Here is a 14,265-nt window from a genome sequence, read left to right as displayed (position 1 = left end):
TCTAGGATTCACAAACAAAGTCAATAGTACAGTGATAACTTCGACGACATTACAGACAATACCCAAAACTACGGTACTGGACTATACAGCTTCCAGACAGAAGTTTTTGACATCATTAAGACAGCAGCAGAATCTGAAAAAATATTTTAGACGGATTCGGACTTCGTTCACGCTATGAAAAAACTACCTCCTGACAGGATATCGTCGTGGCCATCCACCAAGTAATCTGGTTTTAGGTCCGTGATATCTAACAGACTACCGGAAGCCCAGATTATGTTTCCGGAAGGAATTCTTCGAGTTTGGCGGATTCGCCGGCGTGCCAGCTTTTCCGGGGGCGGACTTTGACCGGGACGATGGTTTCGGCGTCGTCATTCATGGCGTAGGCGTAGCCCGGCTCTTTCGGAATTTGTTGCATATAGTGGCTTATGGTTTGGGCGTCGTGGAGTTCAGAGATCTTGTCTCCGACAGCATCTGAGTCTTGGCCAGCAGTGAGACGGTGGATGATGAGGGTGTCACACTGGGAGAGGATCCTGTTGTCGAGTGCCCCGGGTTGCTGAGTGGCCATGACCAGGGAGAGCCCGGGTCGACGGCCCTGCCGCACCCATTCAACGAGTGGATCTGTGCTGGGCTCGCTATGCCCCGACGGCGCGAACAGGTGTGCTTCGTCGAGGAACAGCCAGACGAGGGGGAAGTTGACCTCAGTGTGTTCGCCTTTGATTTTCTTGACTTCTTCCCGGCTGCGGTCGAAGCTCCGCTTGTTGTACATTTTCTTGACAAGGATGCCGGTGAGCATAGTGCGGACGTTCCACGGCAGGGCACCGGCACCGGAGAGGTCAAGGACAACGAATTCGCCGCCTTCGACGATCTCCTCGATCTTGGACCCCGAGGAGCTGAAAATCCCCCAGTTCTTTGCTTTCTCAAGGCGGCGGTGAAGCGCATCCTTGATGTTGGCTGATTCAGGAGATGCTTCGACCTTGTCGAGCAGGTCCATGATGCTGTAGTACTGGCCGAAGTCCTCCTCTGCCTCTTCGATGACTTGGGAGAGCAAGCCGGCCTGTGCCTGGGTTTCGTCGATATCGAGCAGGTACAGCCAGTCCTCGACGGAGAGTTCGGACGGGTAGAGTTCGAAGCCTTCGTGGAAGTACTGCTGGATCTCTTCGTACTGTTCTTCGAGCCCGGCAGGATAGTAGACCTTGACCGGGTACTCAGAAGGTGACAGATCCCAGTCCTCGAGCAGGTCCGTATCTGGGGTCTGGACCTGGAGACTCCAGTAGATGCCCATCGCGTCGATAACCAAGCCGTTCAGGTTCGACTTGACCTGTGTGGGCAGGGTCATCAGTTCCTCCATCATCACCCCGAGCGTGTGGGATTTCCCGGAGCCGCGTTTGCCGCAGACGGTGACCATGTGCGGCTCGTTGAGGTCCAAGCGAACTGGTTCACCCAGCTCGTTGTCGCTGTCGAACTTGCGGCCGAGATAGGCGGACAGTTCCTCCTTGTCGCCGCCGATGATCATGATTGACTCCCCATAAGTTCAGCTTTCACACGAATCTTCAGCAGCGACTGCTTTAGTTCCTCGGCAGTCTCCGAGTCGCTGTCCAATCTAGCGATCACCTGTTCAAAGGCGTCATCGTCGAGTTCGGTGAACTTGGAGTCGATACCGTCCTCGGCAGCGTTTTCGACCACTTCGATATCGATGTCGCTGTCGTACTTCCTGACGGTGTCTTCGAACTCGTCTTCGCCGAACGCCTCTTCCTCAAGGTTGTCCCGTGCTCGCTCCCACTGACGCCAGTATTCACCGTACTGTTCATGGTCGAACTGTTCCGGCGAGCTTTCCAGCTCCGATTTGCAGTCGTCGAGGGCGTTGTCCCCGTGGCGGAGCCAGCTGGACTCGCCGGGAATCCGGTCACGGAACTCCTCCAGTTCGTCCTGCGCGTCGTCGACCTTGTCCTGTTCCTCTTCGATCGCGTCCTCCAATTCTCCCCTGACTAGGTCAAGGTCAGTGTTGAGGTCGTCCAAGTCGTCATCAGCATCGTAGGTGTCGACCTGGGGAACGATGCTCTTCCGGCTACGCTGCAGCATGTTGAAGAGCCGGTTCAGCTGGATATTGTCCTCAAGGTAGCCGTCCAGGTCATCGGCGATGTCCGCGTCTTCGATGTTGCGTTCAACCTGGCGGGATTCCCAGAACTCCTCGACGGTGGTGATACAATCGATTTCGAGTCCCTCTGATTGGAGGTCGGGGTCGAGGTCGAACCATTCGACCTTCGTCACCAAGTCATCCAACTGCTCCTGTTTCTCAAGGACGGTGGCCGCCTGTTTGACCTGGGTGACGAGGTGGTCGAGGTCGTCGAGGATGAGGTAGCGGAGTTCGGCATCGATCGATCCAAGCGGTCGGATCGTGGTCGCGTACGTCGCCACAGCCGTGTCAGCAAACACATCGTTGGCACCGATCTCACGGAGTGATTCGTTCACACCCTGGTAGTCGAACTCCCAGTCAGCATCGACCTCGTCCTGAAGCTCATCGAGCCGGGTTGCATCGGCATCGTCGACACTGTCGTACTTTGATTTCAGATCCTCGACCGGTTCACTGTCCGGGTCATCCTGCTTGGCCTGGTCTAGGATCGCGATCTCGATGGCCCGGCCAATCTGCTGGCGGGTCTGTTCGCGCTGGGTTTCGATCCGGACGTTGGCAGGAATGATGGTGGTCTCGGCGTCGTCCTCGAAGACCCAGCTATAGTTGTCCCAGTACTGGCCGAGGACCAGCAAGAGGTAGACCATCGCCTTGGTGACGTTTTCGACCTCGGCCGTGCCGAAGATGAGTTCGAGGATCTCATCGAAGTCGAGGCCGTCCTCGTCGAGCTGTGATTCGATTTTGTCTAAGATCGGGCTGTAACTGCTGAACTGGGGGACAAGGCGGAACTCGCCATCGTCCTGTTCCTGGATGAAGGATTCGTTGTCGGCGAAGGAGCTGACGATGGAACGGAATTCGTCGCCGGATTCCCGTGTGCGGCTGACTCGTCCGAAGGAACGGACGTCGATGCGTGGGTGGTTGGCGTTGCTGTGGATGAGTTCGCCTTCCTGTTCGAGGTGTTTGATTCCGTAGACGAGGTTGAGGTAGTTCTTCCCGGCGTAGGCCCCGTTGAACCCGAGCTTGGTTCGTGGATAGTCGTCGGCGATGTTGGTAACGTTGCTGTCGACCGTCGTGATGATGGAGAAACTGATCCGTTCCGCTGTCCGGGCAGTGATATCGTTGTGGATGTCCTCCCCTGCCAGTTCCGCCAGGGACAGTTTGAGGAACATCACGTAGGCCTGGTACAGATCGAACCGGGGGAATTTGTCCTGGATCGCCTCGATCAGGTCGTAGTAGTCGCTGTCCTCGTCGAAGTGGGCCTCGATTTCTTGGTTGAGGCTTGCTTGGATCTCGTCGGTGATGTTCGAAGCACGGCCGTTCCGTTCAGTGACGTAGAATCGCGCCGGGAGATCGCCGTCCGGATCTCGGCCGAGCCGGATAACGATGTGGAGTGCCTCGTCATCAACTTCCACCTGGAGCTGTTCCGGCAGCGAGTCAGGTGCAAGTGTGAGATAGACGTTCGACGTGTAGTTGAGGTCGTCGGTCTCGAACTCCAGGTACTGGTCGTTCTGGTTCTCGAACGACGTGTCTGGGAAGCACTGCTCCTGCATCGTCTCCCAGAGCTGGATCAAGTTCTTCTCCTCTAAACCGAGGTCGTTGACCGTTTCGCCGACCTGGTCGGCGAGGGAAAGTTCATCCTCACCGGCTGCGGTACCTGTCAGTTCGTTCGGGTTGAATTCGAGACGGTCGCCTTCCTGTTCGAAGTAGTCAGGACCGTTGGCAGCTTGCGTAATCAGATCAGCCGCTTCACTTTCCTCGATCTGTAGCTCGATGCCGTCCGCAATAACGGTGATCTCGTCGGCGGTGAAGTAGACCGGACGTTCTTCGCGTTGGAGGATCCCGACTTTGGCGATTTGGCGGAGAACACGGCGTTGGATCCCGGTAGCATCGTTGTAGTCTGCTTCGATGGTGGTCTCGATGCTGCCCTCCCCGGGGAGTTCGTCGAGGTTTACGCGTTCGACCTGGCCACGTAGCTGTTCGCGGACCTGGTCGCCGTGTTGATAGAGGAAGTCGAGGTCGATGCGTCCGTCGCCGTCCCAGTGGTCGAGGAAGGCGATGAGGATGCGTTTGTAGTCGCGGAAGGCACGGACGACGGTCTCGCCCTGTGTCTCGTCCTCGAACTTCTGGACGATGCTGAGTGCGAAGTTGAGGGTGTCATCGGTGAACGGGTAGACGTAGCCGTCGTCACCGATGTCGGTCGCAGCGAGTGTGTCGTGCCAGTCCTGGGTCTCCCCGTCGCGGTCGGCGAGGAGAGGGATGACGTAGAGCCGGTAGAGTTTGGCGAAGAGCTCCTTCGTTTCGTCTTCGGAGAGGTCGATGTTGTAGCTGACACTCTCAGTGATCCGGTCGATGAGGTCGCGCTCCGCACTGAACCGGTCCTTAAGCTCGTCGAGGGAGAGTGTATTGGCGAAGAGGATGTAGGGCGGTGTATCGAGATCCTCGAACCCGGAGACGGCGTTCCGGATCATCTTCTGGATGATCGCTTTAAGCCGGTAGGTTCCCCCGGGGTCGACGCCCTGGCGGAACAGTTGCTCGAACTCGTCGATGTAGAGTGCAGGGTAGCGGCCTTCGCGGTCGTGGTAGTAGGTCGTGAACCAGGTGATCGGCTTGTGGGCGTCACCAGCAGTCAGTGATTTGGTGACGCGGGCGATGTCCTCCAGGGAGTCCGGGTCTTCGAAGAGGTCGATAAGGTGTTCACGTTGGCTGGGCGGGAGTGACTCATCCAAGTCCTCCATCGTGAGATCGTCCAGCTTCCGGTCATTGAATATCGCCTTCAGGTCATCCCTGCCGACGTTCTCACTCTGGGTGACCAGGGCTTCGAAGAGGGCGTGCAGGAAGTCGGTTGGAGTATCGTTTTGCTCTAGGCTGACTGTGATACAGTCGAGCGGTGTCTCGCCGTAGTGGAGCTGGCTGAATTCGTGGCCGCCGAGCTCTTGGTCTGCCTGGCACAGCGCGGCGATGTTCTCCATCATCACGGTTTTGCCGGACCCGTACGCTCCGTGCAGGATGACGCCGGGGCTATCCTTGTTGTCGAGTCCGTCGTGGACACCGTGCAGGATATCTGCGCGTTTCTCGGTGAGGATGAAGTGGGTTCCTTCTTCGAGGAACGCCTCGAAGGCAGGGAGGTCTTTTTCCGCGGCTAGTCGTTCGCATTCACGTCGGACGCGTTTGATGGTTTGCCGGTCGAGGATGTTGACGACATCCTCTTTGGCTTCCTCGACTGTCATGTGTTGATCCGGTATTTGATGAGGTTGTGTTTTAGGTCGTTTGTCTGTTCAACGATGTAGATTCTGGTATCGAGCACGTTGTGCTCTGTAATCCGGGCAGGGTTCGACATCAGGATGATTTTGTCGCCGCTGCCGTCATCACGGTCTCGCGGGCGGAGAAATTCGGTGCTGTAGGCTGTGTCAGGTGTACGGCGCTGGCATTCATTGATAAATTCGAAGACGGTGTCGAATTCGCTATGGACATCACTGACCGCGACGATGGCGATATCGTTGCCTGGACGGTCGAGATGATCCAATACGTTGCGGACGATGCTCATTTTCAGGTAGTGACCAGTTCAATGACGGTCTTGCCTTCGTAGCGGTCAGTTGCCACCCGATTCTGGTCCTGAAGTTCTTGTATGATGTCATCGACTTGTTCGTCGCCCCACTTGAAATCCAATGTCAGGAGTTGTTCCAGTTCGGCGAGATCCATCCGGTTACCATGTTCCGCGATGATATCTTCGACAATATCCTCGTCGTCACCCTGGAGATAGGTGTACTGCGCTGGATTTATCTCCCACCGGCCGTCGTCCTTGACGACGATCTCGAAGTCCTTGAGGAAGCAGGCAATCGCTCCTGCTGTGACTTTGTTCTGGATCCACGTGTAGATCGTTTCCTCTAGATCGCTGCCCATATCGTAATTGCCTGCCTGTACTTTCTGCTCGATTTGCTGTAGGACATCGTAGAAATGGGTGAAGTTGGTCCGTGACTTTCGTTCCAAGAGCTGGAAGGCGGCGACACGGAAGTCGGGTGCAGTGAGGAGTTCTTTCCCATCCTCGGTCAGTTCTACGTGTCCGTCGGCTTCTTTGATGATCTCGATCGAGCAGTTTTGATCTTGGAACGTGAACTTGAACCACTCATCGATCGATTTGAACAGTTTGGAGTCTCTGTCGCGGTTGATTGCTTCCATTTCATCGCGTAGTTCGTCCTTCGTTAACTGGCCGCGGAACTGGACGATCTGTGCGAGCTTTTCGATTCCTTTGAGCAGATCCTGGTTTCCAACTCGGGGGATGGATTCGTATGTTCTAGGCATGGTGTGAGATCACGCTCCTTGGAAGGTGAGGCGCAGGGCAGCCATTTCGCTAAGCGAGGTGCCGCCGTGATAGCCGTGGTCGTGGCCGCTCCGGTTCTTGATGTCGTACCGGGAGACGAGGCCGACGTCTGGTAGTGTGAAGATGCCGTCCCCGCGTGGCTGGTAGCTGTCGATACTGTCGAACTGGTTGAGGTCCGTTACCGGGTCCTCGTCGTTGGTGCTGCCGAAGGCGAACTTTGAGCCGGACTGCAGGTAGTCGACCTTGTCGATGATCGCCCGTAGTTCCTCGTCGCTGACATCGGCGGCGTCCTCTTCGGTTAGCATGTCACGGACCTGGTCGACCGGTGGGTCGGTGTCGTCGGTGGCGACTGTCAGGTAGTGGTTGTCGCTGCGATTCGTGAACTCTGCGTTTCGAAAGTTCACTTCGTAGGCTTGGTCAAGCGTGATGGAGTCCGTGAGCATCTGTTGGGTGAATTCATATTCAGGGTGTTCGTCTAGGATCATCTCCATTTCGTACCGGGTGAGTTTCCCGTGGTCGGAGGTGATGTTGATCTCGGCAGTCTCGTCGATTGCCGTGTCAACCGTGTCCTGAATGTCTGCGAGGAGGTCCGTAAGGAAGGTGCCGAGTGTCCGGTAGTAGTTCTCGAACTCGGCGAAGGCGAGTGTTTCATGCAGGTATTGGTCGAAGTCTTCGAGGTAGAGCACGATATTTGATTTCTGTGCCTCTCGGGCTTCCGGTGAGGGATCGAACTCATCGCCTTCGAGGACACGACGGCGTTCGTCCAACGTTGCTTCGAGTTCGTCAACGAACCCTTCACGGACTGCGTCAAGATGGTCGGTTTCGATCGTGGTGTCTGAACTGAGTCTGATGTCAGCGATTTCGTCGGCTACACGGGTGATGCCGGACTCGTTGAGCTGTGGTCGCTGGATGAGGTGGAAGCTGTTCTCCGTCTGCTGGTCGATGAATCCGTAGTCGGTGTCCGGGTTGCGGTGTTTGAGATTGTAGATGCGGTTGTCGTGGCGGGGTTCCCAGCTGTAGATCCCTGTTTCTTCCGCGGGTAGTCCGGTGAAGATGGTTGAAATAGCAGATGGAGTGTAGGAGGGGATGTTTGAGAAGACGAGATCGATCTCGTCGGGTTCGGGGTCGAAGAAACCGAACTGGTTGAGCAAGAGGTAGTCGGTGTAGCCAAAGCTGTCGATGATGACGGTGATCGTAACGCCGTCGTCGTGTTGCGGTGAGAGCAGGTCGGAGAGATGGAGCCAGTCGTCGTCGGTGACAATGTCTCGGTACTGGGTGACGACTTCGGAGCAGAACTCGTCGTATTTGTCGATCAGTTCCTGCCGCAGCAGGGGTGAGACATCGTTGTCTTCCCGTGTGTCCACAAGGTAGGAGGTCCACTGCTCCAGGAAGGTGGGCAGGGTGGCGAGGTTGACGTCAAGTTCTCTGACGGTCTCCGCTTGGTCTTCGAATTCACGTTCACGCCGTTCCTGCTTCCGAGCCTGATTGAGGACGGTCAGGTAACGGGAGGTGAGGAGGTCGTCGCGGTCGTTGTCGAAGGCGACCCGGACGAACTGTTGGAGGATCGATGACCAGCGTTCTTCGGGAAATGCGGCGTTGACGAAGCGAGGATGCTTGATGAGGGCGACTTCGGCAAGGTGATCAAGCAGGGTATCGACTTTGTCGACGGTTTGGACTGCTTGGTCCGAGCTGTAGTCCTCGATCTGCTGACTGTCGCTGGAGAGCTGATCACGAGCTGTGTTGACAAGGTCAGCAAAGTCGGTTTCGTCGATGTTGTCGAACAGAATACCGAAGTGCTTTGTCAGGGTTTCGGCAGCTACTGCCGGCTCCTGAATATTGAGCGTACTGCCATCTTCCGTGATGCGCTGGTAGGCGTCCTGGATGGTGTCGATGGTGGGTCGGTCCAGTTCCATGTCAGCGAGCTCGGGCAGTGTTGCGGTGAACAGGCGTCGCTGGGCAAGCCATTTCACGACGAGACGGCGAAACAGATGCTGGATATCGGGGTCGAGTTGTTGGATCTCTGCTGCGACCCCGTATTTCGGCTCGTTTTTGGCGAAGCGGTCACCGTAGGCTGCGAGCAGCTGTGTGATATAGACGTTCTGTTGTGCTGTTGTGTCGAGCCTGTCGAAGAGGTCTGTGTTTGGTATGCCGATGCCGTTGAGGAAGAACTCGCGGATGGGTGTTGGGACTGCTGTCAGGTTATCGTAGGGAATGTAGAAGTCGTCGAGTTGCTCATCAGTACTTGTCTGGATCTGTGTCGGTGCCAGCTCTGTTCCGGTCGCGGCAGCAGTGAAGACACGGAGCGTGTATTCGGCAAGGTCGTCGATGGTGCTTGGGCGTGGTTCTGCGCCCGCGCCACGTTCGAAGGCATCATGGATCGTCCGGGTCGGGTCTTCGAGCTCGACGCGTTCGAAGTTGACGAACTCGGTGCCGGGAATATCCAGGTAGTTGTCGACAAGTGACCGGGGACAGAAGAAGACGACTGTCGCCTCTCCGTCCTGCTCGACGAGGTACTCGATCCCGGTATAGACCGTTTCCCGGAACTCCCACTCGTCAACCGGCATGGGGAGGACCCGGACCTCGTCGCTGTCCACGATCGCGTTGAGGACTCGTTTGTCGAACGGGACAGGGATATCGGTCGGCACGTAGAGAAGCTTTCCTTTCTTGCTTGTAATTGCCTCGCTGGTGGCGGTAAGCCGCTCGAACGAGGTAAAATCGAAGGAATCCTCGAGATTTTGTTCCAGCTCCGTTTTCATCTATCTGGGACGTTCGCAACCACCCCACTTAATGCTTCCAACGTGACTCGTTCGAAGCTGGCAACCCGCTGGCTTCACTGAAAAGAGCGAGAACCTTTTTTGACGGGGACATCCACGCCGCTGTGACATAGATCGGTTTCTGGTTAGTGTCGACGGCTATTTCAACGGTGTCTGATCCATCACTCTCAACAGTAACGAGACACCTAGAGAATTCGAATTGGATGTATCCTTCCGTTTCCTTGCCTGCGATCAGCTCGTCAAGTGCATCTGAATCCACAACATCGATCAGTTGGTCTGGCTAATTTTGTCAGAATTCCCAAAGGGCATACCAATAGTCTTCAATTCGAGCGCGCCAAGGGTGTTCCCAGTATCGGGGGTCATCAGGCTTGTCTGAGTCCTCCAATTTCCGGAGCTCTTTAAAGCTATCCGGTGCCTGTTCTTTGATCTCATCCCATGCCTCCGCGAAGTCAGGACGACTAAGATTCGTTTCGATGCCTGCTCGCCAGTTTTCCCACGTTGACTTACTGACGCGTCCTTCCTGCCGTAGGAACACTTGCTCGTTTGAGAGATCGATATATCGGTAATAATCCTTGAGTTCGCCCTCGTAGCCGTCAGGATCGGATTCACTGAGTAAGGCATCAACCGGGATCTCGTAGATGACGTCCCGGTATTGGTCAGTGAGGTGATCTTCAAATTCCGTACTGAACTGTTTCTTGCGTTGCCACAGCTGATAGGCTAACACCAGAACGGAGAGCGGTGTTGCGATAGAAACAAGCAGATCAACTGGAAGAGGCATGAGTGCTTGGACCCTCTATAGCATGAGCTAGACAGACCATATTTAATAGTCTCATGACTTGCCAAAGTCAGCTCAACATCCCTTAGATCCGTTGGGGCTCCTCTGCGCACACCTTTAGGCACCATCGTTTGCAAGGATTGCGACGAAGTCCTGTACAAGAACCCGGGCTACGGCGTGCTCGAAGCCGTCTAAACCGGCAAGTTCACCAAAACTAACCGACAGTTACGACTCGCTGTAGACCGGTCGCTCGGCATACTTGATTGGGTCCTCGACACCAGCTTCCTGGAATGCTTTGAGCCGGTAAGCACAGGCGTCACAGGTACCGCAAGCCGGAGCTTCCTCCCGGTAACAGCTCCACGTCAACTCGTATGGCACATCCAGATCGAGGCCACGCTCCGCAATCTTGGTCTTGCTCCAGTCGACGAACGGCGCGACCAACTCAATCGTGGTCGCCGGTTTCGTTCCAACTTCAATGACCTGGTGGAATGCGTCGAAGAACTCCGGTCGACAGTCCGGGTAGCCGGAATAGTCCTCACTGTGCGCACCGATGAAGATCGCCTCGCAGTCGTTGGCCTCAGCGTACGACGTTGCCATCGACAGCAGGTTCGCATTGCGAAACGGAACGTAGCTGGACGGTATCTCGTCGCTGTCGAGATCCACCTCCTCGACGTCAATGCTATCGTCGGTGAGACTGGAGGCTCCAATCCGGGCAAGGTGGTCGGTCTCGATATGGAGGAAGTCCGTTACATCCATGCAGTCGGCCAGCTGCTGGGCGCACTCCGACTCTTTGTCCGCTGTCTCTTGGCCGTAGGTAGTGTGGAGGAAGTACAGGTCGTACCCTCTGTTTTTCGCCTCGAACGCTGCGGTCGCACTATCCATACCGCCCGATACAAGCACAACAGCACTGCCTTCGTCGTCTGTATGGTCAGTCATCGTTCTGGTTAGGTCTCTGGTGCGTCGTTCCAGAGGTCGACGTGGAGCCGCGGCGTATACTGATATCCGTGCTCCATCGCCACTTTAGCAGTCAGTTCACGCGTCTCCGCCAACCGCTCCCGCGTCGCTCCTTCCGGCATCAACAACACGTCCGAATCCCTAATCGTCGTCGCAGCAGCGTCCCGCAGTCGCTTGACCAGTTGGTTGATTTCCGCCATGTCGTCACGGCCAGTGACAACGAACTTCAGCTGGAACTCGTAAGTTTCGACGAGCTGGCACAGCACGTCGATGTCAATCCGGCGGTTCTCATGTCGGTCAGCCCACTCACCGTCGCCCTGTGGATCCTTCCCTGCGGTTGGGGTACTGTTCGCCAGCTTCGGACTGATACTTGCAAGGTCAATCGCGGTATCGCGGTAGATTGTGCCGTTCGTCTCGACGGTCGTGTGGAGGCCGGCAGCACTGAGCCGGTCCAGTAACTCGGCCGTCTCCTGATGGAGCAACGGTTCGCCACCGGTGACGACGACGTGCTCAGCTTCGTCGTAGTCGGTGACACGGTCGATGATAGTGCCGATGTCGAGCCAAGCATGGGTCGGTTCCCAGCTAGTATGGTACGAGTCACAGAACCAACACCGGAGGTTACACCCGCTGGTTCGGACGAAAACGCTCGGCATCCCGGCGAGTTTGCCCTCTCCCTGTAGCGAGTAGAACAACTCGTTTACCGGCAATCCCTCTTCGGCTTCCGTCTCTTCTGCTTCGTCATTGACCGTTGCGGTGTCCGAGCTAACTGGCATCGGTCTATAACCGCTCTCCAGCAGCAAGCTCACCGGTCTCCCGGACCTCAACTACGATGTCACTGACCGATTCCGGTAACGCATCCTCCAATCGCCGTTCGAGGACGAGTCCCATGACTTCAGCTGTCGGTGGCTGGTCAAGGACGACGACGGCGTCGCCGTCGCGGCTGCCCTCGAATGCCTCGATCAATGGGTCGCCCCGTTCAACGAGGAACCGGTGATCCCAGTTAGATAATACTTCAGTAATATCTCCTTTGTCGACGACCCATCCTTCCTCGGTCAGGGTACCGGTCACCGCGACACTGATCGCGTAGTTATGGCCGTGGGGACGGCTACACTTGCCGTCGTGGTGCAGAATTCGGTGGCCTGCGCTGATCCGTATTGGCCGATCACGTCCGACATGGAGGGTCCGTTCTGTCTCTGTAAGATCCTGTGAGGAGATAGTTGGTTCGTCTAGTGCGCGTTGAGGCATATCGAGGTATTACTTGGGGCATACTTAAGCTTGGGTCACTCACCGAAAGGACCGAAGGCCATCTTCGATTTGGTTGTATTTTTGATGGTCTCTGGAGCGAGAGGTTAATTGAGGTGTCGCATAGAGGTACTACACAGGTTATTTGATGTCTGCATTCAGTACTCTTACAAAGGCCAGGTACGGTCGGCGAGGCGAGATAGAGACGCCCGTCGGCCAAATTCAGACACCTGCGCTTCTCCCTGTTGCGAACCTTATCGGAGGGACCACACCAGAATCAGGCGGCATCTGGCGGTACACGCGTCGCCACCTCTTCCAGAGTGACACCGTCCAGGGACTCATGTTCCAGACGATGACCTTCTTGGATTACAACCTTACCCCGGACAACCTGGCGGAGTGGCGGAAGAAGCCGTTGAAGCAGCACTTTGAGGAGAGTGATGCCGAGCCAGGGTTCACGCAGCCATTGTTTGTCGACTCCGGCGGGTTCAAGCTGATGAACTCAACGACGTTCGGACAGCCGCCGGAAGAGGGTGGGAGCGAGAACGACTGGGGTATCTACACGAACCCAGAGAGCATCCTGAAGCTACAGCTGGATTATGGCGCGGACATCGTCGCCACATTAGACTTCCCGATTCCCCAGAACCTAAACAAGGAGGAAGCCACCGAGCGAATGGAGCGGAGCATCGACAACGCAGTCGAATGTCTACAGCTGCTCAATGACGACGAGAAGCTTGAGGAGTGGGGTGTCGAAAAAACACCGTCCGTTTACGTAGCGATTCACGGCCACAGCTACGAGGACGTCAATTGGTACGTAAGCAAATTTCTGGACCGGGCTGAGGAACTTGATGAAGCGTTCGAGGGCTTTGCGCTTGGATCACTAGTCCCGCTCAGCAACTCGCCGGATGTCCTCGTTGACATCGTCCAAGGTGCAAGGGATGCGATACCTGAGGAACGGTACGACGATATTGCGCTCCACGTCTTCGGAATCAGCGGCCGGCTCTGTCCCCTGCTCTCCCTTCTCGGTGTCGATACGTTCGACTCCTCGAACTACCTGAAAGCAGCTCGCAACAAGAGCTTCATCCATCCGGAGACGTGGCAGCGGACCAAGTTGAGCGACTGGGACGAGGAGGACTGTGATTGTCAGGCGTGTCAGGACATCTACTTCGACGATATGCGCCACGCTTTATTGGAGTCCGATGTCAGCTACAAACGTATCGAAGGCGAACACGGGAAGCACTACAAGAGCGAGTATTACGCACAGATAGCGCACCACAACTTCGAGTTGTACAGCCGCCAGATGCAGGAGGTACGGGCTGCCATCGAAGACGACGAACTGCTTGAACTCGTGGCGGAGTTCGCTCAGGGAAAGAACATCGTCGAGAAGGGGTTGAAGCGAGCGCAGCTTCACAACCCGGAGCTCCGCGAACAGTTGGCCGATAATGGCTACGAGGAACTCGTTGCGGGCCCGGACGCCGAAACGTTCCAGACCAAGCTCTCTGGCTTCGTCGAAGGTGTTGAAGACACGACACGGGAGAAACGGACCATCTCGTTGAAGCACGGTCCCAACGATTTCAACATCCTCCAGCAAAACGGTTACCAGCCGCCAAGCAAGGCAGATGTCCTGCTGATTCTGCCGTGCAGCCAGGAGAAACCCTACTCCGATTCTCGGACACAGCAGGCGGTACTCTCTCCGCTTGAGGAACACCGGGACCGGTTCCACAAGATATCCGTCTCAGGGCTGTACGGCCCTGTGCCAGAGGAGTTCGAGGAGGCGGACCCGGTGATGAGTTACGAGTATGTTCTCACAACTGCGGACGACGACCAAGTCGAACTCGTTGCGAACCGGCTCGCCCAGTACCTGGACCGATTCGGTGAACAGTTCGACCACATCTTGGCCTATACGACGAGCAAAGCATATCGCCGTGCTATCAACGAGGCATTCACCCGGTATGGTCGCGGTGAGATATACCCGTCTGACCCGCGAGCCCTCCAACTGACCGAGCATTTCCGCGGCGAAAACATCAACGAACTCGTCGGGTATTTTGACAGTATCGACGGGTAGCGTGTGTCGGGA

The 14,265-nt window shown here is 56.2% G+C and carries 11 protein-coding genes; 1 reads left to right on the top strand and 10 read right to left on the bottom strand.

The window, feature by feature from the left end; all coding sequences use genetic code 11:
* Positions 1–271: 271 nt before the first annotated feature.
* From ACOZ35_RS00425 to ACOZ35_RS00380, 10 genes are all read right to left on the bottom strand, one after another.
* Positions 272–1,513, bottom strand: a complete 1,242-nt coding sequence (locus ACOZ35_RS00425) for an ATP-binding protein (RefSeq protein ID WP_137711732.1) — start codon at positions 1,511–1,513, stop codon at positions 272–274.
* Positions 1,510–5,355 (bottom strand): hypothetical protein, encoded by a 3,846-nt coding sequence (locus ACOZ35_RS00420; protein ID WP_137711731.1) that lies wholly within the window; start codon positions 5,353–5,355, stop codon positions 1,510–1,512. Before ACOZ35_RS00420 ends, ACOZ35_RS00425 begins: the two co-directional genes overlap by 4 nt.
* Positions 5,352–5,672: a hypothetical protein gene (locus tag ACOZ35_RS00415; RefSeq protein ID WP_135830608.1), complete on the bottom strand. Its 321-nt coding sequence runs from the start codon at positions 5,670–5,672 to the stop codon at positions 5,352–5,354. Before ACOZ35_RS00415 ends, ACOZ35_RS00420 begins: the two co-directional genes overlap by 4 nt.
* Before the next feature lie 2 nt (positions 5,673–5,674).
* Positions 5,675–6,427 (bottom strand): hypothetical protein, encoded by a 753-nt coding sequence (locus tag ACOZ35_RS00410; protein ID WP_135830609.1) that lies wholly within the window; start codon positions 6,425–6,427, stop codon positions 5,675–5,677.
* A gap of 9 nt (positions 6,428–6,436) precedes the next feature.
* A complete protein-coding gene (locus ACOZ35_RS00405; protein WP_137711730.1) occupies positions 6,437–9,202 on the bottom strand; it encodes an alkaline phosphatase family protein in 2,766 nt (921 codons plus the stop codon).
* Between the two features lie 28 nt (positions 9,203–9,230).
* Positions 9,231–9,479: a HalOD1 output domain-containing protein gene (locus ACOZ35_RS00400; protein ID WP_158295131.1), complete on the bottom strand. Its 249-nt coding sequence runs from the start codon at positions 9,477–9,479 to the stop codon at positions 9,231–9,233.
* Between the two features lie 30 nt (positions 9,480–9,509).
* Entirely contained in the window at positions 9,510–9,998 is a 489-nt protein-coding gene (locus ACOZ35_RS00395; protein WP_135830611.1) for a hypothetical protein, read from the bottom strand.
* A gap of 222 nt (positions 9,999–10,220) precedes the next feature.
* Positions 10,221–10,931 (bottom strand): 7-cyano-7-deazaguanine synthase QueC, encoded by a 711-nt coding sequence (gene queC, locus ACOZ35_RS00390; protein ID WP_135830612.1) that lies wholly within the window; start codon positions 10,929–10,931, stop codon positions 10,221–10,223.
* A gap of 8 nt (positions 10,932–10,939) precedes the next feature.
* Positions 10,940–11,722: a 7-carboxy-7-deazaguanine synthase QueE gene (locus tag ACOZ35_RS00385; RefSeq protein WP_137711779.1), complete on the bottom strand. Its 783-nt coding sequence runs from the start codon at positions 11,720–11,722 to the stop codon at positions 10,940–10,942.
* A gap of 4 nt (positions 11,723–11,726) precedes the next feature.
* On the bottom strand, positions 11,727–12,194 hold the full coding sequence (locus tag ACOZ35_RS00380) for a 6-pyruvoyl trahydropterin synthase family protein (protein ID WP_135830613.1): 468 nt from the start codon (positions 12,192–12,194) through the stop codon (positions 11,727–11,729).
* Positions 12,195–12,339: 145 nt separating this feature from the next.
* On the opposite strand from ACOZ35_RS00380, the gene ACOZ35_RS00375 reads away from it, so the two are divergent.
* On the top strand, positions 12,340–14,253 hold the full coding sequence (locus ACOZ35_RS00375) for a tRNA-guanine transglycosylase (protein ID WP_424013273.1): 1,914 nt from the start codon (positions 12,340–12,342) through the stop codon (positions 14,251–14,253).
* Positions 14,254–14,265 lie beyond the last annotated feature (12 nt).

Source organism: Halorubrum xinjiangense (assembly GCF_049604745.1).
In the GTDB taxonomy this organism is placed as follows: domain Archaea; phylum Halobacteriota; class Halobacteria; order Halobacteriales; family Haloferacaceae; genus Halorubrum; species Halorubrum xinjiangense_A.
The sequence above is the reverse complement of the archived record's forward strand: the minus strand, read 5'-3'. Positions and strand labels throughout refer to the sequence as shown.

Bases quoted from the DNA above. Each gene is read 5' to 3' on its own strand.
- ACOZ35_RS00415 (WP_135830608.1), bottom strand. From the start codon at position 5,672: ATGAGCATCGTCCGCAACGTATTGGATCATCTCGACCGTCCAGGCAAC.
- ACOZ35_RS00410 (WP_135830609.1), bottom strand. From the start codon at position 6,427: ATGCCTAGAACATACGAATCCATCCCCCGAGTTGGAAACCAGGATCTG.
- ACOZ35_RS00395 (WP_135830611.1), bottom strand. From the start codon at position 9,998: ATGCCTCTTCCAGTTGATCTGCTTGTTTCTATCGCAACACCGCTCTCC.
- ACOZ35_RS00405 (WP_137711730.1), bottom strand. From the start codon at position 9,202: ATGAAAACGGAGCTGGAACAAAATCTCGAGGATTCCTTCGATTTTACC.
- ACOZ35_RS00380 (WP_135830613.1), bottom strand. From the start codon at position 12,194: ATGCCTCAACGCGCACTAGACGAACCAACTATCTCCTCACAGGATCTT.
- queC (WP_135830612.1), bottom strand. From the start codon at position 10,931: ATGACTGACCATACAGACGACGAAGGCAGTGCTGTTGTGCTTGTATCG.
- ACOZ35_RS00420 (WP_137711731.1), bottom strand. From the start codon at position 5,355: ATGACAGTCGAGGAAGCCAAAGAGGATGTCGTCAACATCCTCGACCGG.
- ACOZ35_RS00425 (WP_137711732.1), bottom strand. From the start codon at position 1,513: ATGATCATCGGCGGCGACAAGGAGGAACTGTCCGCCTATCTCGGCCGC.
- ACOZ35_RS00385 (WP_137711779.1), bottom strand. From the start codon at position 11,722: ATGCCAGTTAGCTCGGACACCGCAACGGTCAATGACGAAGCAGAAGAG.
- ACOZ35_RS00375 (WP_424013273.1), top strand. From the start codon at position 12,340: ATGTCTGCATTCAGTACTCTTACAAAGGCCAGGTACGGTCGGCGAGGC.